Source organism: Clostridium carnis, from assembly GCF_054657435.1.
This window is the reverse complement of record NZ_BAAHYS010000001.1, coordinates 621,363-644,723: the sequence shown is the minus strand read 5'-3', so window position 1 is coordinate 644,723 and position 23,361 is coordinate 621,363. Positions and strand designations below refer to the sequence as shown.

At 26.2% G+C, this 23,361-nt stretch carries 16 protein-coding genes and 1 pseudogene; 15 read left to right on the top strand and 2 right to left on the bottom strand.

Annotation, left to right across the window (positions count from 1 at the left end; genetic code table 11):
- The first annotated feature begins 47 nt into the window (after positions 1-47).
- Both ACYQ1T_RS03130 and wecB (ACYQ1T_RS03125) read left to right on the top strand, forming a co-directional pair.
- Positions 48-1,139, top strand: a pseudogene (locus ACYQ1T_RS03130) (glycosyltransferase family 4 protein).
- A gap of 39 nt (positions 1,140-1,178) precedes the next feature.
- Positions 1,179-2,297, top strand: a complete 1,119-nt coding sequence (wecB, locus tag ACYQ1T_RS03125; protein WP_459831655.1) for a non-hydrolyzing UDP-N-acetylglucosamine 2-epimerase — start codon at positions 1,179-1,181, stop codon at positions 2,295-2,297.
- 91 nt (positions 2,298-2,388) lie between these two features.
- On the opposite strand, the gene ACYQ1T_RS03120 is transcribed toward wecB (ACYQ1T_RS03125), so the two are convergent.
- Both ACYQ1T_RS03120 and ACYQ1T_RS03115 read right to left on the bottom strand, forming a co-directional pair.
- Entirely contained in the window at positions 2,389-3,387 is a 999-nt protein-coding gene (locus tag ACYQ1T_RS03120) for an LCP family protein (RefSeq protein WP_459831653.1), read from the bottom strand.
- Between the two features lie 103 nt (positions 3,388-3,490).
- Positions 3,491-5,047 (bottom strand): cell wall-binding repeat-containing protein, encoded by a 1,557-nt coding sequence (locus ACYQ1T_RS03115; protein WP_459831651.1) that lies wholly within the window; start codon positions 5,045-5,047, stop codon positions 3,491-3,493.
- A 180-nt stretch (positions 5,048-5,227) separates the two neighbouring features.
- Between ACYQ1T_RS03115 and ACYQ1T_RS03110 the strand changes: the two genes are divergently transcribed.
- From ACYQ1T_RS03110 to ACYQ1T_RS03050, 13 genes are all read left to right on the top strand, one after another.
- Positions 5,228-7,135: a cell wall-binding repeat-containing protein gene (locus tag ACYQ1T_RS03110; protein ID WP_459831649.1), complete on the top strand. Its 1,908-nt coding sequence runs from the start codon at positions 5,228-5,230 to the stop codon at positions 7,133-7,135.
- Positions 7,136-7,296: 161 nt separating this feature from the next.
- The gene (locus ACYQ1T_RS03105; protein WP_459831647.1) at positions 7,297-8,454 is read left to right on the top strand and encodes a glycosyltransferase; all 1,158 of its coding nucleotides are present in this window, start codon (positions 7,297-7,299) and stop codon (positions 8,452-8,454) included.
- Between the two features lie 38 nt (positions 8,455-8,492).
- Positions 8,493-9,953: a lipopolysaccharide biosynthesis protein gene (locus tag ACYQ1T_RS03100; RefSeq protein WP_459831645.1), complete on the top strand. Its 1,461-nt coding sequence runs from the start codon at positions 8,493-8,495 to the stop codon at positions 9,951-9,953.
- Between the two features lie 113 nt (positions 9,954-10,066).
- The gene (locus ACYQ1T_RS03095) at positions 10,067-11,149 is read left to right on the top strand and encodes a glycosyltransferase (RefSeq protein ID WP_459831643.1); all 1,083 of its coding nucleotides are present in this window, start codon (positions 10,067-10,069) and stop codon (positions 11,147-11,149) included.
- A gap of 150 nt (positions 11,150-11,299) precedes the next feature.
- Positions 11,300-12,199 (top strand): arginase, encoded by a 900-nt coding sequence (rocF, locus tag ACYQ1T_RS03090; RefSeq protein WP_459831640.1) that lies wholly within the window; start codon positions 11,300-11,302, stop codon positions 12,197-12,199.
- Between the two features lie 206 nt (positions 12,200-12,405).
- Complete coding sequence (locus ACYQ1T_RS03085; protein ID WP_459831638.1) at positions 12,406-13,734, top strand: tyrosine-protein kinase domain-containing protein; 1,329 nt, start codon at positions 12,406-12,408, stop codon at positions 13,732-13,734.
- 32 nt (positions 13,735-13,766) lie between these two features.
- Positions 13,767-15,470 carry an asparagine synthase-related protein gene (locus ACYQ1T_RS03080; protein WP_459831636.1) on the top strand — a complete coding sequence of 568 codons (1,704 nt, stop codon included), beginning with the start codon at positions 13,767-13,769 and terminating at the stop codon, positions 15,468-15,470.
- Complete coding sequence (locus ACYQ1T_RS03075; RefSeq protein ID WP_459831633.1) at positions 15,467-16,726, top strand: oligosaccharide flippase family protein; 1,260 nt, start codon at positions 15,467-15,469, stop codon at positions 16,724-16,726. Before ACYQ1T_RS03080 ends, ACYQ1T_RS03075 begins: the two co-directional genes overlap by 4 nt.
- 27 nt (positions 16,727-16,753) lie before the next feature.
- Positions 16,754-17,902 carry a glycosyltransferase gene (locus ACYQ1T_RS03070; RefSeq protein WP_459831631.1) on the top strand — a complete coding sequence of 383 codons (1,149 nt, stop codon included), beginning with the start codon at positions 16,754-16,756 and terminating at the stop codon, positions 17,900-17,902.
- A complete protein-coding gene (locus ACYQ1T_RS03065; RefSeq protein WP_459831629.1) occupies positions 17,902-19,113 on the top strand; it encodes an O-antigen ligase family protein in 1,212 nt (403 codons plus the stop codon). The genes ACYQ1T_RS03070 and ACYQ1T_RS03065 overlap by 1 nt, the downstream gene beginning before the upstream one ends.
- Entirely contained in the window at positions 19,106-20,152 is a 1,047-nt protein-coding gene (locus ACYQ1T_RS03060) for a glycosyltransferase (protein WP_459831626.1), read from the top strand. Before ACYQ1T_RS03065 ends, ACYQ1T_RS03060 begins: the two co-directional genes overlap by 8 nt.
- Positions 20,153-20,173: 21 nt before the next feature.
- Entirely contained in the window at positions 20,174-21,232 is a 1,059-nt protein-coding gene (wecB, locus tag ACYQ1T_RS03055; protein ID WP_459831623.1) for a non-hydrolyzing UDP-N-acetylglucosamine 2-epimerase, read from the top strand.
- 212 nt (positions 21,233-21,444) lie between these two features.
- On the top strand, positions 21,445-23,295 hold the full coding sequence (locus ACYQ1T_RS03050) for a polysaccharide biosynthesis protein (protein ID WP_459831621.1): 1,851 nt from the start codon (positions 21,445-21,447) through the stop codon (positions 23,293-23,295).
- Positions 23,296-23,361: the final 66 nt, after the last annotated feature.

Here is a 23,361-nt window from a genome sequence, read left to right as displayed (position 1 = left end):
TTAGGTTTTACCTTGGCATTTTTATTAATAAAATGTAGGAGATAAATATGAGATTTGTAACATTTTTTCCGGAATTAAAAAGTTTTCATTTAAAAAAGGATGTTGGATTAATTCCAATTTTATTAAAAAAGTATAAAGGTTATGATGTAAAAATAGTAACTTATAAGAATGAAGAAGTATATGATTATGACAAGAATAGCATAGATTTAGAATTTATTAAAAAAAAGTATGGAGTTATTATAGATTTTTCTCTATATTTAATAAAAAATGCAAGAAAAATAGATGTATTAAATTTATATCATATTACTTCAATTAGAAATTTTAGATGGATTATGTTATATAAAATATTAAATAACAAGGGTAAGGTATTTTTAAAGTTAGATGCGGATAATAATATAAAATTGTATGATTTTAATAAAAATTCTATTAAACAAAAATTAAAGAACTATATTTTAAAAAAAGTAGATTTAATTACAGTTGAGAATTATACTATTAAAGATTATATAGAAAAAGAGTGGAAAATAGATGTGAAATTTTTACCTAATGGATTTTATGATAATGATGAAGTATCGACTGACTTTGGTAATAAAAGTAATATTATATTAACAGTAGGAAGAATAGGAACTTATCAAAAAGCTACAGATATACTTTTAGAAGCATTTGCAAAATGTAATGATAAGATAGAGAATTGGAAACTTATAATTGTTGGTGATATTGATAATGAATTTAAAAAATATTTAAATGAATATAATAGCAAGTATAAAAATTTACTAAATAAAATTTAATTTATTGGTAAAATTGATGATTTTAAAGAAATTAGAGAGTATTATAGAAAAAGTAAAATATTTTGTTTACCTTCTAGATGTGAGAGTTTTGGATTAGTATTAGTAGAGGCATTAATGGAAGGATGTTATATAATTACATCAAATCATGAGTCTGCAACGACTATAGTAAAAAATGATATTGTAGGAGATATATTTGAAATAGATAATGTAGAGGAGCTAGCAAATAAGTTAATAATAGCATGTAATAAAATTAATTTTAATGAAAATTTATATAATAACATTAGAAATTATGCATATAAAAACTTTTATTGGGAGGATATCTTAGATAAATTAGATAAATACATAGTAGAATAGTTATTATAATTTAATAAGATAAAATGGGGGGAGATTTTAATGTCAATTAAGGTATTATCAGTTTTTGGAACAAGACCAGAGGCGATAAAAATGTGTCCAGTTGTAAAAATGTTAGAGAAAGATGAGAGATTTGAATCTATAGTTTGTGTTACTGCTCAACATAGGGAGATGTTAGATACAGTTTTAAACATATTTAATGTACATCCACAATATGACTTAAATATAATGAAGCAAGGACAAACAATAATTGATATATCTAGTAAAGTTCTAAAAGGAGTAGACAAAGTTATTAAAGATTGTAATCCTGATATAGTACTTGTTCATGGAGATACATCAACAACACTAAATGCAGCATTAGCAGCTTTTTATAATAAAACTCCTATTGGACATGTAGAAGCCGGATTAAGAAGTGGTAATATATACTCTCCATTTCCTGAAGAAGCTAATAGAAAGCTAACAGGAAATATTGCAACACTTCACTTTGCACCTACAATTAGTAATCAAAGAAATTTAAACTTAGAAGGAATTAATAAAAATGTTTATATAACAGGTAATACTGTTATAGATGCATTATTAAGTGTTATTAATGATAAGCATGAATTTGAAAATAATGAGTTAAATAATATTGATTTCAAGAAGGATAAAGTTATATTATTAACAGCTCATAGAAGAGAAAACTGGGGTGAACCTATAAGAAATATTTTCTTAGCAATAAGAAAATTAATAGAAGATAATGAAAATGTGAAAGTGATATTTCCAATGCATAAAAATCCTAGTATAAGAAGTGCCGCAAATGAAATATTCAATGGATTAAAGGATAAAGTTCATTTAATAGAGCCTCTTGAATATATAGACTTTGCAAATCTCATGAATAAAGTATTTCTCATAATGACTGATTCTGGAGGTATTCAAGAAGAAGCCCCTGCATTGGGGAAACCTGTTATAGTATTAAGGACAGAAACAGAGCGTCCAGAAGCTGTAGAAGCTGGAACAGTAAAGATATCAGGTGTAGATAAAAATGATATAATTGAAATAGCTAATAATCTAATAAGAAATGAGAGTGAATATAATAATATGGCACATGCAAGCAACCCATATGGAGATGGGAAAGCTTGTGAAAAAATATTAGAAAAGATATATAATTATTTTCATAAATAGTGTAATAATATAATTAGTATTAATAAAAAAAATACTGGAATTACAAATTCCAGTATTTTTTTTGCAATTAAGTATAAGTAAACGTTAATAGTTATTTTTTATCATTAAAAATATATTCCCTAATTTGATTTACAGTTACATCTTTATCAAAAGTTAAATAGTAAACTCCATCTATATTAGCTCCTTCTCCAAAACCATCTCTTGGGAATCTTTCTTGTTCTAAGTTTGTTCCTGTACTTAAAACCTTTGTTCCAAGTGAAACTATGTCTGTAGCTGATAAGCTTGTTTGAACATATGGTAATAATTCATTTAAAATTGAATTATATGAAGAAACAGGGGTACTTGCTAACTTATTAAAAAGTGCAGTAAGAACTGTTCTATGTCTTTGTGTTCTTTCATAATCTCCACCACTTGTATATCTAATTCTTGAATAAGCTAAAGCTTGAACTCCATTTACATGTTGCATACCTGGAGCTGCAATACGAGGAGAGTTAGTTCCGTCTTTTACATTTATATCATCTACATAGCTATTAATATAATTTAATTCATCTGCTGTTATATCTAAATCAATACCTCCAAGGATATTTATTACAACTGGAAGTGATGAAAAGTTAACTGTTGCAAAATCTTCTATATTTAAACCAAAGTTTTCGTTTAAAGTTTTAATAGAAAGTTGAGGGCCACCAAAGGCATATGCATGGTTTATTTTATCCATTCCATGACCTGCTATATTTACATATGAGTCTCTCATAATTGATGTTATTTTTAGTTTGTTATGAACTGGATCTATAGTGGCTATCATTATAGAGTCAGATCTACCTGATTCTCCATCAGTAGCATCAACTCCAAATAGTGCTATATTTTTTATTTTTGATGATGTTTCATATTTATCAAATTCATCTTTTGATATTCCAAGATCGTTATTATCTAATTTTACGCTTTCCATTTTATTAAGAAGTCCTATAAAATACCCACCTCCAACTACACCAATAGCTAGTATTACACATAAGAAGCCTATTAGTATTTTAAAACCTACTGATTTTTTCTTTTTTCTTTTATTGTTTTTAGTACTCTTTTCTACACGTGACATTTATTACACTTCCTTTCAAAGTCTAATTTTACCATATAGTTAGAATATCTTGCAATTATATAGTTAATTTGTAATAAATAATTACAAGATATTTAATATATTATTAGTTAATTGGATCAGGTTCATGCAAGTATGATGGAACATTAGAACTGTTCATAAGTGGAAGAAATAATGATGAAACAGATTTAAAACCAATACCCTCTCTTACCATATCTTTATTATCAAGTTTATATTCTTCACAAGCATTCAAAACCTTTTGTTTTTCTAATTCATTATCAGAAACACTTTCGATTAAAAGATTACTTTTTTGATTATCATAAGTTTTTCTACCAAAGAATCTAACATCTTTTATTAAACCTTTCTTATAAAGATCATAAACCAAAGTTCCAGTTTTAAGATGTTGAGGGTGTATATCATTTTTATAGCTATGAGCAATATGAGAAACATTATCAAAATTATTTTCAAACTCTAAAACTTTATTAATAATAACAGTATTATCTATATTATTTTCAGGTTGGTTAAGAAAAACTATATTATTTTTATTTATTCCAAGACGTTCTATTGCAGCTAAAAACTCGTTATTTCTTAAAGTAGTTTTCTCTTTTTCTGTAAGATTTTTATATCTATCTTGAAGGAAAACACCTGTATTTTCACCTTCTGTAACTAAAACAATATATACATTATCAGAACCTACTGATGCAATTGCATCAACAATAGCACTTCCAGCAAAGATTGTTTCATCATCTTGATGTTGAACATAGAATACAACTTTTTCACCATAAATATAACTTTTTGCACGACTTACAGCAACTTGACTAATGTTTCCAAATACAGTTGCACTATGAGATCCTGCAATTGGAGTTTTATCAGATGTATCATCTATAAGAACTACAGGTTCTTTTAATGCTGAAGCTGTTAAGGCATCTATTAATTCAAGAGATTTACTTAAGTTTACATGAGTTCTATTTGGAAAAAATCTTTCAATTACTTTTTTATTAGTTTCAAATCTATTCTTACCATCAAATCTTTGGGTAAAGGCATCAAAAGATAAGGATAATACACCTGTTCCTCCTATAGAGTAAGAGAATACATTTCTAGAATATCCAGGAACTTGCCCATTTGTTAAAATTACTGGATTTCCAGTACTTGCAGCAACTGGAGCTATACTCATAGCATCTGCTTGTCCAGTAAGTCCATTTACATAATATAATTCTTGAATTCCTTTAATTCTTTCAATTTCATTTGCAACTACATGGGAAGTTAAGTATCTATCACTTCCGCCAAGTCGTATCACTTCTTTCCCCATACTTTTTAGTTTTTGTTCTATACTAGGGGAGATTACCCCATTACCTCCGACAAGATATATTGTATGAGTAGAATTTATGCGAGAAAGTGTTACATCGGGAATACTGTTTTTATCTGTTAATAAAATAGGAGCGTTTAAAGCACCACTTAAACCACTTGCAGATAGTCCATCTACTAAAGCGAGTCCATTTACTAATATTGCGGTGTTATAATTCATTTTGCTTGATATCATAGCAGCTGTTTCATATCTATTTTTCCCAGCAATATAGTCTAAATTTAATGCTTTTGGTGTTAAAAATAGTCCACTAGATAGTATAAAGGTAGCTATAATAACTTTAATTAGTTTACTTTTCATATATAATACCTCGATTAATTAATTTAAAATATGTAATACATAAATATGTAGAAATTTAACATATTTAATTATACTATAAAATTTATGAAATAATAACCAATGAAATTAGATTTTTTATTATTGGTTTTAGGTTGAATAATAGTACCTTGTGGGATATAATTTAAATGTATTTATATAAAAATGATGAAAATTAGGAAGGGATGGGATAGTTTGCAAAAAAATGTGAAAAGATTTAAGTTTATAGCATCGACTATTATTATTGCAATTTGTCTTAACTTTATTACTCCTATGTTTACTATTTTGGCGAAAGCTGGGAGTAGTTCTTATGAAGTAGAGCAAATGTTAAAACAAATTATTTCAGAATATGGAAGCGAAAATATAATATTTGAAGATGGCATCTCTATGAGAGTAAATGAAAGTTTAAATATTAGTAATGATGGTATAGCTTGGGTTACAAAAAATGAAAATGTTATAGCTATTAGGAATAATAGTGAATTAATAGCAGTAGCAGGGGGAACTACTTTTATAGTAGGTCAAAAACAAAATAAGTACCATGTTAAAGAAGTATATGTAGCTGATGAAAGGGATATGGTACAAGCTTATATGGCACCAAGCCAAAGAGCTGGAGATCAATATGTTGTATATATTGATCCAGGTCATGGGGGAAAAGATCCAGGAGCAAGTGGTAATGGAATTATAGAAAAGGATATAACTCTAGAGATTGCTCAAAATTTAAAAGGTAAATTGCAAGCAAAAGGTGTACAAGTTTTAATGAGTAGAGAGTCAGATGTGTTTGTTTCTTTAGCAGATATAAGCAGAGGTGCAAATGCTGTAAATCCTGATATTTTTATTTCAGTACACATTAATTCTGCAGAACCAACAAGTGCTAGTGGAATAGAAACTTTCTATAAGAAAGATATAGATAAGGAACTAGCAAGGACAATACAAAATAAGTTAATTAGTTATACTGGGGCAAATGATAGAGGGCCAAAGTGGGCTGATTTCCATGTAATTAGAGAAACTAATATGCCAGCAGCTTTAGTAGAATGTGGCTTCTTAACTAATGTAGAGGAAGCTAACAATATGAAAAATAAAGAATATCAAGATAAGTTAGCTAATGCTATGGCAGATGGAGCTATGATTTATTTAGGAAAAAATATAGAATTAAATCCAGCTAATAGATTAGTAGCAGATAGAATATTTGGTAAAAATAGATATGAAACTTCTTATGATGTTTTTGATAAAGGATGGGAATCATCAGAAAATATAGTATTAGCATCAGGTTTAGATTATCCAGATGCATTAAGTGCAGCACCTTTAGCAGAAAAATATTCAGCACCTATATTATTATCATCAAAAGAAAGCCTTTCTAGCCAGCCTAAATTACTTGAAGTAATTAAAAGAAAAGGTGTGAAAAATGTATTTATAGTAGGCGGAGAAGGAGTTATTCCTAAGGTTGTTGAGCAAGAACTTTCACAAAATGGAGTATCAAGTAAAAGATTAGGTGGAAGAAATAGATATGAAACCTCAGTTGAAATAGCAAAACAACTAGATTCGGATACTAGAGAAGCGGTGATAGTAAGTGGATTAACTTTTGCTGATGGATTATCAATATCACCAATTGCAGCATCAAGAAACAGTCCTATACTTTTGACAGAAAAGAATGCTATACCTCAAGAAGTAAGAGATTACATGAATGATAAAGGTATAAATAAAACCTTTATTATAGGATCAAGTGGAGTGATTTCAGATGGAGTTCAACAAAGTCTTCCTAATACAGAAAGACTAGGTGGAAGAGATAGATATGAAACAAATGAAAAGATATTAAATAGATTTAAAGATGAACTAAACTTAAGTACAGTATATATTGCTTCAGGATTAGATTATCCAGATGCATTATCAGTATCAGCATTAGCAGGTAAAAATAGAAACTTTGTTGTACTTACACATAGATATAGTGCTGAACCTGTTGTAAAATCAGTAATTGAAACAATTAGACCTAAAGCAACAGATGTATTTGTTTTAGGAAGTAATGCTTTAATAGCAGATTCAATATTATATTCTCTAGGAATTAATGAAATAAGATAGTTACTTATTAAAGGCTTAAGCTTTATTAAAAAGCTTAAGTCTTTTTATGTTTTTTAGTGATATAAGTTTTAAAGAATACCATATTTATTTTTATATGCTATAATTGTAGAAGAAAAATTATGGTGAAAAGATGAATTTTTATTGAAAGTAGGTAAGGATTTATGCATATTTTAATTATACCATCAGCTTATCCAACAGAAGATGCAATACTTAGGGGCACCTTTTATAAAGAACAAGCAATTGCAATAAAAGAGCATGGAAATAAAGTTGGTGTTATATATAGTGAAACAAGAAGAGTGACTGGAATAAATATAGATACCGTAAGAAAAAATCACTTTCAGATTTCAGAAACTAATGAATCAGGAGTAAATACTATTAGGCTTCATGGATGGAATATTTTTATGATGAGAAATAGTATTGGGATAAATTTATGGATTAAGCAAAGTATAAAACTTTTTAAAGTATATGTTGAGAAATATGGAAAGCCAGATATAGTTCATGCTCACTGTGGATTATATGGTGGATATGTTGCAAAAATAATAAAGGATAAATATAATATCCCATATGTAATTACAGAACACTCATCAAATGTTTTAAATAATAATATTGATGGTTATAATAAAAAGCTTTTATGTAATGGGTACAAAAATGCAGATTGTCTTATAAGTGTAAGTAAAAAATTAAAAGATAAAATGAGAAAATTTACCAATAATAATATAAAAGTAATTCCGAATATAGTAGATACAACAAAGTTTACTCCAAAAAGACTCAAAGAGAATGATAAGTTTAGATTTATATCAGTTTCCTTTTTAAATAAAAATAAATGTGTTGATTTAACTATAAAGGCTTTTTTTAAAAGTTTTAATAATATGGATAATGTAGAATTATATATTATTGGTGATGGATTTGAAAAAGATAATCTTAAAAATTTAATAATTAAGTTAAAGCTAGAAAGTAAGGTTAAATTAATAGGAAGCGTTCAAAGAGAAAATTTAGCTACATATTTAAATGAAGCTCATTGTTTTGTTTTACCTACTTTATATGAAACATTTGGAGTTGCTTATATAGAAGCATTGGCTTGTGGTTTACCAATAATAGCAACTAAAAGTGGAGGGCCAGAAGATTTTTTTAATGAAAATCTAGGATATATAATAAATGTATCAGATGAAGAGGCACTTATAGAAGCTATGACAAGTGTATTTAATGATTATAAAAAATTTGATAGTAAGTATATTTCAGAATATATAAAAGGTAAATTTAGTCCTAAAGTAATAGTAAATAGTTTAGAGAATGTATATAAAGAAGTTATTAAAAGATAATATAAAAACTTTTAAGATAAATTTTGGAGGTTAATTTAATGGAAGAAAAGAAGGAAACTAGTTTGTTTAAAAAGTTTCTAGAATTTGCAATAGGAAATGGTTTTATTCTTATTTTAGGCTTTATATCATCTCCAATAATTACAAGACTTATATTACCAGAAGAGTACGGGAAGTATGATTTATTTAATACAGTTACAACATTAGTAATATTAGTAATGATGATGGGGATAGATCAAGCTTATGTAAGATATTATCATGAAGAAAGTAGTGAAGATATAGGTCTTTATTTAAGAAAGTGTGTAAAATTACCATTAACTTTTAATTTTATAGTTGGAGGAATTTTACTTATAATGTATAAGTTTGTTTCTAATTTTATTATTGAAGAAACATCTTTTTTATTAGTAGTATTAATTTTATTACATAGCATTTTTAGTATAATTTCAAATTTTTCTATGATACATATTAGAATGAAGCAAAGAGGAAAATTATATTCATTTTTATCAGTTATTAATAAAAGTTGTTTTCTAATTTTTACATTAATATTATTTTCTATATTTAAAAATAATTATATTGTACTAGTGTTATCAGCAATATTTTCTAATGCTATTATGGGAATTGTTGCAATAATTTATGAAAGAAATGATTGGTTTAAAATTAATAAAGGTAATAAACCTAAAATTACTAACAAAGAACTTATAATATATGGATATCCATTTATATTTTCTATGGCTATAACATGGGTCTTTCAATCAATTGATAAGGTTTCATTAAAAATGTTTAGTGGATATGAGGAAATTGGATTGTATGCTGGAGCAATGACTATAATTGGATTATTAAATGTATTTCAAAGTGCATTTACTGTTTTTTGGACTCCAGTAGCTTATGAAAAATATTCAAAGGATAAAGAAAATAAAGAATTTTTTATAGAGGTAAATAAGATAGTTTCTTTAGCAATGTTAGTATTATCTATTGGATTAATATCTTGTAAAGATATTATAGTAGCATTATTAGGTAGTAAATATTCAGGTGCACAATTTATATTTCCATTTTTAGTACTAATGCCTATAATGTACACTATATCAGAAACAACAGTTTTAGGAATTAACTTTAAGAAAAAAACTAAATATCATATTTATATAGCTATATTTTCAGCAATTTCAAATGTAATTGGAAATTTGATTCTTGTACCTAAATATGGTGCTACTGGAGCAGCAATATCTACAGGTTTATCATATGTAGTTTTCTTTAGTGCTAGAACATATTTTGCAAAAAGATTTTATAAGGTTGACTATGCATTGGGAAGGTTTGCAGTAAGTGTTATAGCTGTATATATATTAGCAGCATATTCAAGTGTTAATACATTTAATATAGGAATAATATTAATTTCTATATTTAGTATTATAGTAGTGTTTTTTATGTATAGAGATATTTTAAGGAAATTAATTTCACTTTGTAATAAAGTTTTAAAAAGAAAAATGGAAAAAAATAACAAAAAATAAATTTGTTAATGGACAATCAAAAGTATTAATAGTATAATTTTTATATAAATTGTGGCAAATAAATTACTTTTATAGGTAATAGATTTGCTTCTCTAAGTTAAGAGAGGTGTATTATGAAGATATGTTATTTAGGTGACGCTAATAGTATACATACTAAAAAGTTATGTTATTTTTTTAGAGATAAAGGATATGATGTATCAGTAATCTCTTTAAATAAGGGAGAAATTGAAGGCGTTAAAGTTTATAGCATGGATATGACAATTAGCAAAAATAAAAATGAATTTTTAAAAATAAATTATTTAAAGAATATAGCTAATATAAAAAAAATAGTAAATGATATTAATCCAGATATCTTACATGCTCATTATGCTACAAGCTATGGTCTTATGGGGTCACTAACTAATTACAAACCATATATAGTTTCAGTTTGGGGAAGTGATGTATATGATTTCCCTAAGAAATCATTTATTCATAAATCATTAGTTAAATATAATTTGAAAAAGGCAGATACTATTTTATCTACAAGTAAGGCAATGGCAGAAGAAACTAAAAAATATACAGATAAAGAAATATTAGTTACACCATTTGGAGTAGATATTAATAAATTTAAGCCATCTAAAGATAACAAATTAAAAGATGAGTTATGTGTTGGTACAATTAAGACTTTAGAAGATAAATATGGTATAGAGTATTTAATTAAAGGATTTTCAATAGTTGTTAAAAGAAATCCTAATCTTAAACTAAAATTAAAAATTGCAGGCAAAGGAAGTAAGGAAGCAGAACTTAAAAAACTTTGCAAGGAACTTAAAATTGATAGTTTAGTAGAATTCTTAGGCTTTTTAAATCCAGAAAAAGTTGCAGAAACTTTTAGAAGTTTTGATGTAGCTGTTTTTCCATCAGTTTTAGATAGTGAAAGTTTTGGGGTAGCAGCAGTAGAAGCACAAGCTTGTGGAATTCCAGTTATAGTATCTGATGTAGGGGGACTTATGGAATCAACAAAACCAGGTTTCACAAGTCTTGTAGCTAAAAGAAAAAATGCTGATGATTTAGCAGATAAATTAGAAGAAATATTAATTAATAATGAGCTTAGAGAAAAAATGTCACTAAATGCTAGAAAATATGTAGAAGATAATTATAATGTAGAAGATAATTTTGAATATATAAATAAAATATATAAAGGCATCATAAAGAAATAAATAAGTTAGGATAAGAGGGTTTATAAGCTCTCTTATTTTTATTTGAAAATTATTATTTAGGTATTATCAAAAACATCTTTAAAAAAAATAGTTTTAGTATATAATAGATAAAGAAAAATAGAAAAATAAAATTTGAAAGAGGGCTTGATAATGGATATAAATTTAATTGGAGTACCACTTTATTATGGTTGTGATAAACGTGGAGTTGAAAATGGACCTAAGGTTTTAAGAGAAAATGGTATTATGGATATTTTGAAATCGAAAGATAGAAATGTTTATGATTTAGGTGATATATATATAAATAATGAAATAGAAAAAAATCCTTTTGAAGCAGGAGTTAATGCAAAATATATAGATGAAATAGTAGAAATAGATACAAACTTAGCTCAAGTAGTATATTCTTCTTTATCAGCAGGAGCATTTCCTTTAACTATTGGAGGAGATCATGCCTTAGCAGCAGGAAGTATTGCAGGGGTATCAAAGTACTTTGGAGATGATTTAGCAGTTATATGGGTTGATGCTCATAGTGATATAAATACATTTGAGACAAGCTTATCAGGAAATGTTCATGGTATGCCACTTGCAGCTTGCTTTGGGGTTGGAGATAGTAAATTAACTGATTTATATTTTAAAGGAGTTAAAGTCAAACCAGAAAATGTATTTATAATTGGAGCTAGAGATTTAGATCCAGGTGAAATTGAATTAATAGATAGATTAAAGATAAAGGTATGGAGTAGAAAAAAAATTAGAGAAATTGGATTAGATAACCTATGTCTGGAATTATATGATTGTTTAAGAAAAACTAAGATAAACAACATACATTTAAGTTATGATATTGATTCTATAGATCCTAAAGAAATTATAGGAACTGGAACACCAGTTAAAGATGGTTTTAGTATTGAAGAGGGTGAAGAGCTTATAAGTAGAATTTTTGAAACTAAGCTTATAAAGTCTATGGACTTTGTAGAATTTAATCCGGAATTAGATAAAACAGATACTACAATAAAAAATTGCATTAAATTAATAAAAAAAGTTAGTGATGTTATATAATTTTAAAACAGGGGAAGGTTTACCCCTGTTTTGTATTTTATAGGGAATATTAAAGATAATAAAGGTATACATATACATATTTATGGAAATATTATAATTGTGTAAAGGATAATTATAAATTTATTAAAAGGCTTACATAAAATAATTTCCAATGTTATAATAATTTATTGATAGAATTATAAAATTATGAATAGGGGATGAAAAATTTGGAACCAGAAATGATTAAATTTGAAGATATTTTAATAGGATGTTTAAAGAGATGGAAATCCATTGTTATATTTGCGATATTTACAGGGATATTAGCTATGTTTGTAAGTAGAAACTCAGATGAAGTAATTACATATCAAGGGAATTTCAAAGTTTTTGTAAAAAATGAAGCTGTTATAACTGAAAATAATATTGAAATTAAAAAGGATCAAAATTTGATTCAAAATTACATAGAATTAATAAAAACAAGAAATTTTGCAGAAAATGCTTTAAAAAGAACTGATTTAAAGTTAACTCCACAACAAGTTTTATCAGGATTAACATTGGTTAACATAGATAAATCAGACTTTATTCAAATAAAATACGTAAGTGATGATAAAGTTCAAACTGAAAAAGTATTAGGAGCTATTAGAGATGAATTTATTGATGTAGCTAATGAATATAATAAAAATGCTAAAGTATCTATAGAAGAAAATTTAGGAATTATAGAAAAAACAGATATAAGAAATAATAAAATGCTTATATTAATAGGCTTAGTTGGAGGTCTAGGATTAGGAATTATTATAGCTTTTGTTTTAGAGTGTATAAATAAGACATTTAGAACTAAAGGTGAAGTAGAAAGAGAATTGAAGGTAGCAGTTATAGGAAGTATTCCACATGTTAAATCAAAAAAATCAATGGAATTTATAAATGGTTATGGAGAAGAAACAATTATTACAGAAGCCTATAATAGTTTAGCTACCAATATTAAATATAAAAAAGAATCAAATGATAATAAGGTGTTATTAGTAACTAGTTCAATTATAGGTGAAGGAAGTTCGGTAACAACTGCAAATCTAGCTAAGGCATTAAGTTCATCACATAGAAATGTATTAATTATTGATGCTGACCTAAGAAAACCATCTATAAATAAATTATTTAATGTAGAAAACACTAATGGATTAACAGAACTTTTATTAGGTGAAAAATCCTTTGAAAATGTAGTTAAAAATATAAATAAAAATATTAGTATAATAACAGCAGGTGAAAAAAATGTAAATCCAGTAGAATTATTAGATTCAAAAGAAATGGATGAGTTACTTAAAGAAGCAAAAGAAAAGTATGATTATATATTAATTGATACTCCACCTTTGCAAGCAGTAACAGATGCAAAATTATTATCAACAAAGGCTGATGAGGTTATATTAGTAGTTAAAGCAGAAAGTATTAAAAAAGATATTGCTAGAGAATCCTTAGAATTAATTAGAAATGTTCAAGGAAATCTAAGTGGAATTGTATTTAATTATGCAGATACAATAAGAAATAAGTATTACAAGTATGGCAAGTAAGACCAAGGATTTTAGAATGGAGGATGGGCTATATGAGAGGTACAACGCTAGTAGTTACAGAGATAGATTTTAATGAAGAAAATTTATTAACTAAAGATTATATAAAAAAAGATAATTTTATAATATATAAAAATTTTAACGGGAAATTCTATAAAGATAAAATATTTAAAGATGATAATAATTTATTAGTAGCTATTGATGGAGTTATATTAAATAACAATGAATTACAAAAGAAATATATAGCTAAAGATAACTTTGAACTAATAAATAAAATGTATATTAAGCAAGGTATAAAATTTGTAGATGAATTACGTGGGAATTTCTATGGATTAATATATGATTATGAAAAAGAAGAGTGGAATGTTTTCACAAATCATCTAGGAAATAAACCTGTATATAGATATTTTGATGACAAAAGCAAAACCTTTATTGTTAGTAGTGATTTATTTGACTTAATAAAGGTATTAAAAGAACTTAAATTAGAAGCTACGTTAGATGAGCTTGGAGCCTATTACCTATTAACTTTTGGATATATGTTGTTAGATACAACATTAATAAAAGAAATTAAAAAGATAGATCCAGGAACTATAATAACTTATAAAAATAATTCTATTATAAAAAATCAATATTATTTTTTAGATAATGAAAACTACCTAACTGATAGTGAAGATAAAATAATAGATAATATGTATGAGTTATTTAATACCTCTATTAAACAATCCTTTAATAAAGATAATGAGTATGGATATAAGCATATATCTTATTTAAGTGGAGGACTAGATTCAAGAATTATTGGGGTTGCGGCTAAATCTTTAGGTTATAGTGATATAACTACATTAACTTTTTCTGAAAACTATTCAAGAGATGAAAAAATAGCAAGAGAAATAGCAGCAGATTTAAATTTTGAAAGTATATTTAAAAGTCTAAATAATGGTAATTTCCTAAAAGATATAGAATCAGCAGTAGATGCTAATTTTGGACAAATTATATATTCTGGAGCTGCACATCTTTTAGATGCAACAAGGAGTATTAACTTAAAACCATATGGATTTTTACATAATGGAAATCTAGCAGATGTTATGCACGGTGATTATATTGAAGGTACTAATCATACTAAGCCTTCATTGATTAATTGGGCATACTCTAGTAGATTAATTAATAAAGTAGCACATGTTGAAGATGAAATAAGAAATAAGTATGGAAATGAAGAAAAGTTTGCTATTTACAATAGAGGAATTAATGCTATTTATAATGGTTCTATAAGTATGTTAGATGAAGTAGAAACTTGTGAGCCTTTTACTCATTATGATGCAGTTTCATACTGTAGTAGAATGGAGCCAAAATATAAGTATAAAGAAAATATATTTTTAAAAATGATACAAAAGCATTATCCAGAGGCTACTCAATATAAATGGCAAAAATGGAATCTTAAACCTACAGCAGCTAATGCAAAGTTTATGGGTACATTTGCAGGAAAGGTTTTTAGAGTTTTAGATGCAAGAATTCAAATGCATTCTTCACAGAGTAATAATATGAATCCATTTGATAAATGGTATAATAATAACGAAAGTTTAAGAGAATTTATTAATGGGTATTTAAAGGAAAATATTGATGTTTTATCTCCATATGTAGAGCTTAAAAATGATTGTAAAGAAATTTACCAAAATGGAAGTATAACTGAAAAAACGCAGGTAATGACATTAATACAATTTATAAAAAGGATAAACAAGATATGAATTTAGAAGATATAAAATCATTATTAAAAAAAGGTCTTATACAAATTTTTAGTGCAAATGTAATTAATAAAATAGTTCAATTTGTTACAATGGTAGCACTAACTAGAATAATATCTAAAACAGAGTATGGAGCTTTTAGTTATGCTCAAAATATTATGAGTTTTGTTTTATTATTTGAAGGAGCAGGTGTAACTACAGGGATTTTACAATATTGTAGTATAACCAAAGATGAAAAGGAAAAGATAGGTGTCTTTAAATATGGAATAGGTATTGGAGTTTTAGTTAATATTCTATTAAGTATCGGGGTCTTTGTTTATGCATTATTTGCGAAGTTGCCTATAGAGCAAAGTAGAAATAGTTTAATGCTACTTTCATGTGTTCCAATTTTTTCAGTTGTATTTAATGCAATACAAGTATATTTAAGATCAACATTTAGAAATACTGAGTTTAGTATTTTAACAAGTTTTAATACTATTGTATATTTTATTTTTACAGTTTCATTATCATTAACTATGGAAGTTAATGGATTAATAGCTGGAATGTATATAGCTTATATATTAACTATTATATTAGGTACATGGTTTATAAGAAAAGATATATTCGCATCTAAGAAAATATCTATTAAAAGTGATTTTAATAAAATAAACTTTTTAAAGTACTCTATAGTAACAGTTTTAACTAATGCAATGTCACAAATACTATATTTATTAGATACTCAGCTTATAGGCATTTTTACTAAGGATGAAGCTATTTTAGCTTCATATAAGGTTGCAACAACAATTCCTTTTAATTTAATATTTATTCCAACCTCTATAATGGTTTTTGCATACCCATACTTTGCTCAAAATAGAAAAGATAAAAAATGGGTAAGTAACAGAGTAAATCAATTAACAAAAGTATTATTATTAATTAATGTAGTTATAGGTATTGGTGGAATAGTATTTGCTAAATTTATATTATCAATATTTGGAAAACAATATCTTGATGCAATTCATTGTTTTAATGTATTAATGGTAGGTTATATAATTGCAGGGACATTTAGAATACCATATGGAAATATATTAGCTAGCTTAGGGTTAGTTAGAGCAAACTTTATAAATGCAGTTTTTTCAGGTATAGCAAATATAATTTTAGACGTTGTTTTAATAATAAAATATGGAAGTATAGGAGCTGCATATGCAACTTTAATAGTATTTATTATATCCTCTGCTATACATTATATGTTTATAAGAAAGGCTATAAGAGATATAGATTAAATAATATAAAGCTAAAGAGGTGATTTTGTGAGAGTACTAATATTAGCTTCATGGTATCCTGATAATAATAAACCTTTAAATGGTATATTTTTTAAAGAACAAGCCGAGGCTTTGGAAAAATCAGGTCTTGATGTAATTGTATTAAATATTAATATGAGTCCTATAACCAGTATTGGTAAAGTAAAGTTTAAAAAACGTTTAGAAATATCAGAGGAAAATGGAATAAAGGTTTATAGATATAAAACCTATAATATGTTTCCTAAAATGTACGGGTTATATATAAAATACTATAGTTTCTTAATATCTAAAATTATGAAGATAATTTTAGATAAGGAAGGAAAGATAGATATTGTACATATTCATTCAGCTTTTGATGCGGGTATAGCTTATTCACAAATAAAAAATAGGCATCCATATGTAATTACAGAACATTCTTCAAGATATCATAGAAATGTAATAAATAAAATAGAAGATAAGTTTTTATATGATACATTTACAAAAGCTAAAAAGGTTATTGCTGTAGGCAAGGGATTAGGTGAAAAAATATCTAAGTATTCGGGGGAAAATAAAGTAGATATTATACCTAATATGGTTTCAGTAAACCAAGAGATAAAAGAAATAGATGAAACTAAGAGAAGATACAGGTTTTTTAGTTTAGCATTTTTAAATAGTTATAAGGGGATGGATATACTTATAAAGGCCTTTTGGGAAAATATAGATATATTTAAAGATGTTGAGCTTTATATAGGTGGAGAGGGTCCAGAGAAAAAGCCATTACAAGAGCTTATAAATAGTTTGAATCTACAAGGAAATATTACTTTACTTGGTGAAGTCAAAAGAGAAAAAGTACCGTATTATATGCAAAATTGTGACAGTTTTGTATTAGCTAGTAGAGTTGAAACCTTTGGAATAGTATTTATAGAAGCTATGAGTTATGGAAAGCCAGTAATTAGTACTAAAACTGGTGGACCAGATACATTTATAAATGATAAATGTGGTATAAGTGTAGAGATAGATGATATTTGTGAATTATCTAAAGCAATGAGATTTATGTTTGAAAATAGGCATGTATATAATACAGAATATATTATAAATTATTGCAAAAATACATTTTCAGAAGAGGTTGTGGCTAAAAAAATAGAAATGATTTATAATGAAGTAATAGGTGAAGACTAATGTCAAAAGAAATCATATTTAATAGTATATATTTTAATATATTTATACTATTTATAAATACATCGGTTAGTGATATATTATACAAAACATTTTTTATACCACCAAGTCTAATAAGTATCGCTAGACTTATTAGTAATTTTATTTTTATATTAATGGTTATTTATTATTTATTAACTAAAAGAATAAAAATGAAAAGGTATGCGTTAAGTGCTGTTTTTATAATTTTTGTAGGAATAACATTAATTTGGGCACCAGAAAAATTTGAAGGAATTAAGCTTTATATAAATTTACTAGGACCTTGTTGTTATTTTCTTTTATTATTCTGTATTTCAAGTAAAGAAAGAATTATAAAAATATTGAAGTCATATTGTAGTGTATTAGTTATTACAGATATTTTAGCATTAGCTATATTTACAAAAGTAGGATACATGGGTGAAGGTGGAAGTACTCATGTTGCAAGAGGTATTCATCTAAGTAGAAGTACAATGATTATTTATTTAAACTTTTGTATATTTATTTATATGTATAGCTTAAGCATAATTAAAAGTAAAAGTTTAGTAGAAAGAAGAAATACAATTATAATGCTAATATTAAGTATAGTATTAATTGTTATTTCAAAAAGTTCTACGGGTATAGTAACTATGTCACTATTTATTCCGTTAATATTTATAGTAAAAAGTAAGAGAGTATCAAAGATAGCTTTAAAAAGTGCTATGGTAGTTGGAATAGCACTTCCAATTATGAATATTTCATCTCCAATAATAAATAAAGTTATAGTTTCAGTTTTTGGTAAAACACTAACTTTTAGTGGGAGAAGATATATATGGGATTATGCACTTCAAAAATTAACTAGTAATCCTTTTAGAGGAAATGGATTTAATTCTACAACATATTTATTAAAGGGAAGGGTAATTCCGATTTATGAAAGAATAGCATCACATACTCATAATGGTTTTTTAGAACTATTCTTACAAAGTGGATTAATAGGATTAATACTAATTATAAGCATTATAATTATAGTTTTTAAATATACCTTTAAATTAGAAAAAAATGAAGCAAATATTATAAGAATATATTTTATTATATTTATAATATTTAATTTTATGGAGCCATATTTAATAAACAGCGTTTCTGTAATTACTTTATGGTTACCAGTTATATATGTTATTTCTATTACTAATAAGGAAATGAGGGAGAAGATTATTGAATAAAAATATTCTTTATATAACATTTGTAGATTTTAATGAACAAAAAAGTGGGTCATCAGTAAGGCCTAAAAAGATATATGATGCATTTATAGAAGAAGGATATAATGTCTCTCTTTTAACAGGACAGCAAAATAGAAAACTTGAAAGATGGAAAAATTGCTTTAAGTATTATAAAGAAATAAGAAAAAATAAGTATGAGTTTTGTTATGTAGAACCTCCAGCAGGGCCAATATTTAATTTAAGTGATCATTTACTTTTACTTTATATAAGTAAAATAAAAAAGGTTCCAACTGGATTATTTTATAGAGATGCTTACTGGAAGTTTGCAGATTGGTATGAAGTAAGCGGATTAAAGAAGTTTATAATAAATACAATGCATAAATTTGATTGGTTTATTATTAAAAATGTATGCAAAAAAATATTTTTTCCAACAGATATGATGGGAGATTTATTTGATTTTAAATGTAAAGAAGCATTGCCTCCAGCTTGTGAACTTTTAGATGTTAAGAGAAAAAATAGTGATATAGTTGAAATTATATATGTAGGTGGAATGTCAGAACAATATGGTGGAAAGTTATTATTAGAATCACTAGATAAAGTTAACAATAATAAAAGAATGAATTTACATTTAGTATGTAGAGAAGAGGATGCAGAAAAAATAAAAGAATATAAAGATAAAGAATGGTTAAAGATATATCATGCTTCAGGTAAAGAGTTAAAAAAAATATATAGTAAAGCAAATATTGCTATAATACCTAGAAAAGTAGATTTTTATATGGATTTTGCTATGCCAGTTAAACTATTTGAATATATCTCATTTGGATTACCGATAATATCAACAAATTGCAAGGAAGTAGCTAAGTTTATTAATTCAAATAAAATAGGTGTTATATGTGATGATAATATAGAAAGTCTATATAATACCCTAGTTAATATTAAAATAGATGATGTTAAAGAATATTCAAGAAATGTAGAAATAACAAGAGTTAATAATACTTGGAATAAAAGAATAGAACAAATAAGCAAATTGAAAAATAAATAGTAATATTTATAGAGGTGAAGTATGAAAATAATAACTGTAGTAGGAGCAAGACCACAATTTATAAAGGCAGCTCCAGTTTCAAAAGAGTTAAGAAAAAACTTTGAAGAAATATTGATACATACAGGTCAACATTATGATGATAATATGTCAAAAATATTCTTTGAAGAGCTTAAAATACCAACTCCAGATTATAATTTACATATTGGATCTGGTGGTCATGGAAAAATGACAGGTGAAATGTTAAGTAAATTAGAAGAAATATATATTAAAGAAAAGCCAGATTGTGTACTTGTTTATGGAGATACTAATTCAACATTAGCTGGAGCGTTAGCAGCAAGTAAATTGCTTATACCTGTAGTTCATGTAGAAGCTGGGTTAAGAAGCTTTAATAAAAAAATGCCAGAGGAACAAAATAGAATACTTACAGATAATATATCTAAGTTGTTACTAGTACCTACTGAAGATGCAGAAAAAAATCTTGAAAATGAAGGTATAAGAGATGGTGTACATAACATAGGAGATGTTATGTATGATGCTGTTTTAATGTTTAAGGAATTAGCTAAAAATAAAGAAAATTTATTAGAAGACCTTGGACTTAAAAAGGGAGAATATATACTAACTACAATTCATAGAGCTGAAAATACAAATAGTATAGAGCGACTTAAGAATATAATAGAAGCTTTAAATGAAAGTGGAGAAAAAATAGTATTACCATTACATCCAAGAACTAAAAAGTTTATTAGTGATTATGGATTAAGTTTTAATAGTAACATAAAGGTTATAGATCCAATTGGATATTTAGAAATGTTAATGTTAGAAGAAAATTCAAAGAAAATAGTAACTGATAGTGGTGGAGTTCAAAAGGAAGCATACTTTGTAAGTAAGCCATGCATAACTATGAGAGATGAAACAGAGTGGGTAGAAACAGTAGAAAATGGATGGAATGTAATAGTAGGGACAGATAAAAATAAGATATTAGATGCAATTAAAAACTTTACTCCTAAAGATGAAAAGCCAAATATATTTGGTGATGGAAATGCAGCTGTAAAGGTTAAAGAATTAATAAGTAAAATAATGTAGAATAGTAATAAGCTGTAGGATTTCCTATGGCTTTTCTTATATAAATTTATATTTTAATTTATATTTTAATTTATATAATTTAAAAAAAATACTTTTAGAAATTCACTTTATAGACAATTATGTATTATTAGTAGTATAATTATAGAGATAAAAATTAAACTGTAAATAGTTGTATAAGAGATTCTTCTTTAAAAGAGAAGAGGAGGTAAAATATGAATAGAATTAAAACTTTTTTACTTGTTATTATTGATATTTTCTTAGTAAATATGGCATATTTACTTGCAATAAATATTACATTTTTCGATAGATTTACAGAGGTAGCAACAATTTATCAAGAAGATATTTTTGTAGTTACTTTAGTTTATATTGTATGCTTTGCTGCTTTTAAAATGTATAGTTCCTTATGGCATTTAACTGGAACAGATGAATTCTTATTAGGTGCTGGTGGCGGTATATTAGCAGGTGCTATAGTTATATTATATACAAGAAGTTTTGGTGCAACTATTCCATTAAATGTATCTGTAATAGGAACAATGCTTGTATGTATATTTGTATTAGGATATAGAGTTTTATATAGAGTTTATAGAAGAACATTACTTTATATGCCGTATAAATATGCAAAAGATCAAGAAAGAGTAATGATTGTAGGTGCCGGTTCAGCAGGAACTATGATTATTAATGAGATGCTTGCAAGAAGAAATTTAAAATTAAATCCTATTCTTTTAATAGATGATAGAGATTTCAAACAAGGTAAGCGTATAAGTGGTGTAAAAGTTGAAGGAAGAAGAGAAGATATAGAAAGACTTGCAGAAGAAAAAGAAATCGATACTATAATAATTGCTATTCCTTCTATAGATAACGAAAATAAAAGAGAAATTCTTGAAATATGTAAAAAAACACATTGTAAAATTAAGATAATACCAGGAATTTATGAGATAATTTCTGGGGAAGCTACTGTTAGTAAGATAAAAGATGTAGAACTTGAAGATTTATTAGGAAGAGATCCAATTGTATTAGATAATAAAGGGATTTCAAGTTATCTTAATAATAAAGTTGTTTTAGTAACAGGAGCAGGAGGGTCTATAGGTTCTGAATTATGTAGACAAATAATAGCTTTTGGTCCTAAAACACTAATACTTTTTGATGTATATGAAAACTCAGTTTACGATATACAAAATGAATTAAAAGCTAATTATCCAGATATAGATATGAAGGTTTTAATTGGTTCTATAAGAGATATAAAAAGATTAGAACAAATATTTTCAAAATATAAGGTTCAAGTTGTTTTCCATGCAGCAGCACATAAACATGTTCCATTAATGGAAGACAGTCCAAAGGAAGCTATAAAAAACAATGTGTTTGGAACATTAAATTTAGCTAAAACAGCAGCTAAATTTAAAGCTGAAAAGCTTGTATTAATATCAACAGATAAAGCTGTTAATCCAACAAATATAATGGGAGCTACAAAGAGATTATGTGAGATGATTATTCAATCATATAATACAATTAGTGAAACAGAATTTGTTGCTGTTAGATTTGGTAATGTACTTGGAAGTAATGGATCTGTTATACCACTATTTAAAAAGCAAATACAAAATGGCGGACCAGTAACAGTAACTCATAAAAATATAACAAGATATTTTATGTTAATACCAGAAGCTGCACAGCTTGTACTTCAAGCAGGTGGTTTTGCAAAAGGGGGAGAAATATTTGTTTTAGATATGGGTAAGCCAGTTAAAATATATGATTTAGCAGTTGATTTAATAAAGCTATCTGGATTAGAACTAAATAGAGATATTAAAATAAAAGTAACTGGACTTAGACCAGGAGAAAAATTATATGAAGAACTTTTAATGAGTGAAGAAGGGCTTACAAATACAAGTCATAATAAGATTTATATAGGTAAACCAACCTTTGAAAGTATAGATAACTTAAATAAGAAGTTAAAAGAATTAGAGAGCTTATTAGAAGAGGATGATGTAATTGTAAAGGAAAAAATGAAGCAAATTGTTCCTACATATAAAGAGCCTTCAGAAGTAAATGAAGTGGCTATAACTGAATAAGTTTTAAAAAAGCAAAAGAATAAATAATAGGAAAAACCTATTAAATATATAGTCTTAGAGGTAAAG

Coding starts and splice junctions, on each gene's coding strand:
- wecB (WP_459831655.1), top strand. CDS start 1,179: ATGTCAATTAAGGTATTATCAGTTTTTGGAACAAGACCAGAGGCGATA.
- ACYQ1T_RS03120 (WP_459831653.1), bottom strand. CDS start 3,387: ATGTCACGTGTAGAAAAGAGTACTAAAAACAATAAAAGAAAAAAGAAA.
- ACYQ1T_RS03115 (WP_459831651.1), bottom strand. CDS start 5,047: ATGAAAAGTAAACTAATTAAAGTTATTATAGCTACCTTTATACTATCT.
- ACYQ1T_RS03110 (WP_459831649.1), top strand. CDS start 5,228: ATGATGAAAATTAGGAAGGGATGGGATAGTTTGCAAAAAAATGTGAAA.
- ACYQ1T_RS03105 (WP_459831647.1), top strand. CDS start 7,297: ATGCATATTTTAATTATACCATCAGCTTATCCAACAGAAGATGCAATA.
- ACYQ1T_RS03100 (WP_459831645.1), top strand. CDS start 8,493: ATGGAAGAAAAGAAGGAAACTAGTTTGTTTAAAAAGTTTCTAGAATTT.
- ACYQ1T_RS03095 (WP_459831643.1), top strand. CDS start 10,067: ATGAAGATATGTTATTTAGGTGACGCTAATAGTATACATACTAAAAAG.
- rocF (WP_459831640.1), top strand. CDS start 11,300: ATGGATATAAATTTAATTGGAGTACCACTTTATTATGGTTGTGATAAA.
- ACYQ1T_RS03080 (WP_459831636.1), top strand. CDS start 13,767: ATGAGAGGTACAACGCTAGTAGTTACAGAGATAGATTTTAATGAAGAA.
- ACYQ1T_RS03075 (WP_459831633.1), top strand. CDS start 15,467: ATGAATTTAGAAGATATAAAATCATTATTAAAAAAAGGTCTTATACAA.
- ACYQ1T_RS03065 (WP_459831629.1), top strand. CDS start 17,902: ATGTCAAAAGAAATCATATTTAATAGTATATATTTTAATATATTTATA.
- wecB (WP_459831623.1), top strand. CDS start 20,174: ATGAAAATAATAACTGTAGTAGGAGCAAGACCACAATTTATAAAGGCA.
- ACYQ1T_RS03050 (WP_459831621.1), top strand. CDS start 21,445: ATGAATAGAATTAAAACTTTTTTACTTGTTATTATTGATATTTTCTTA.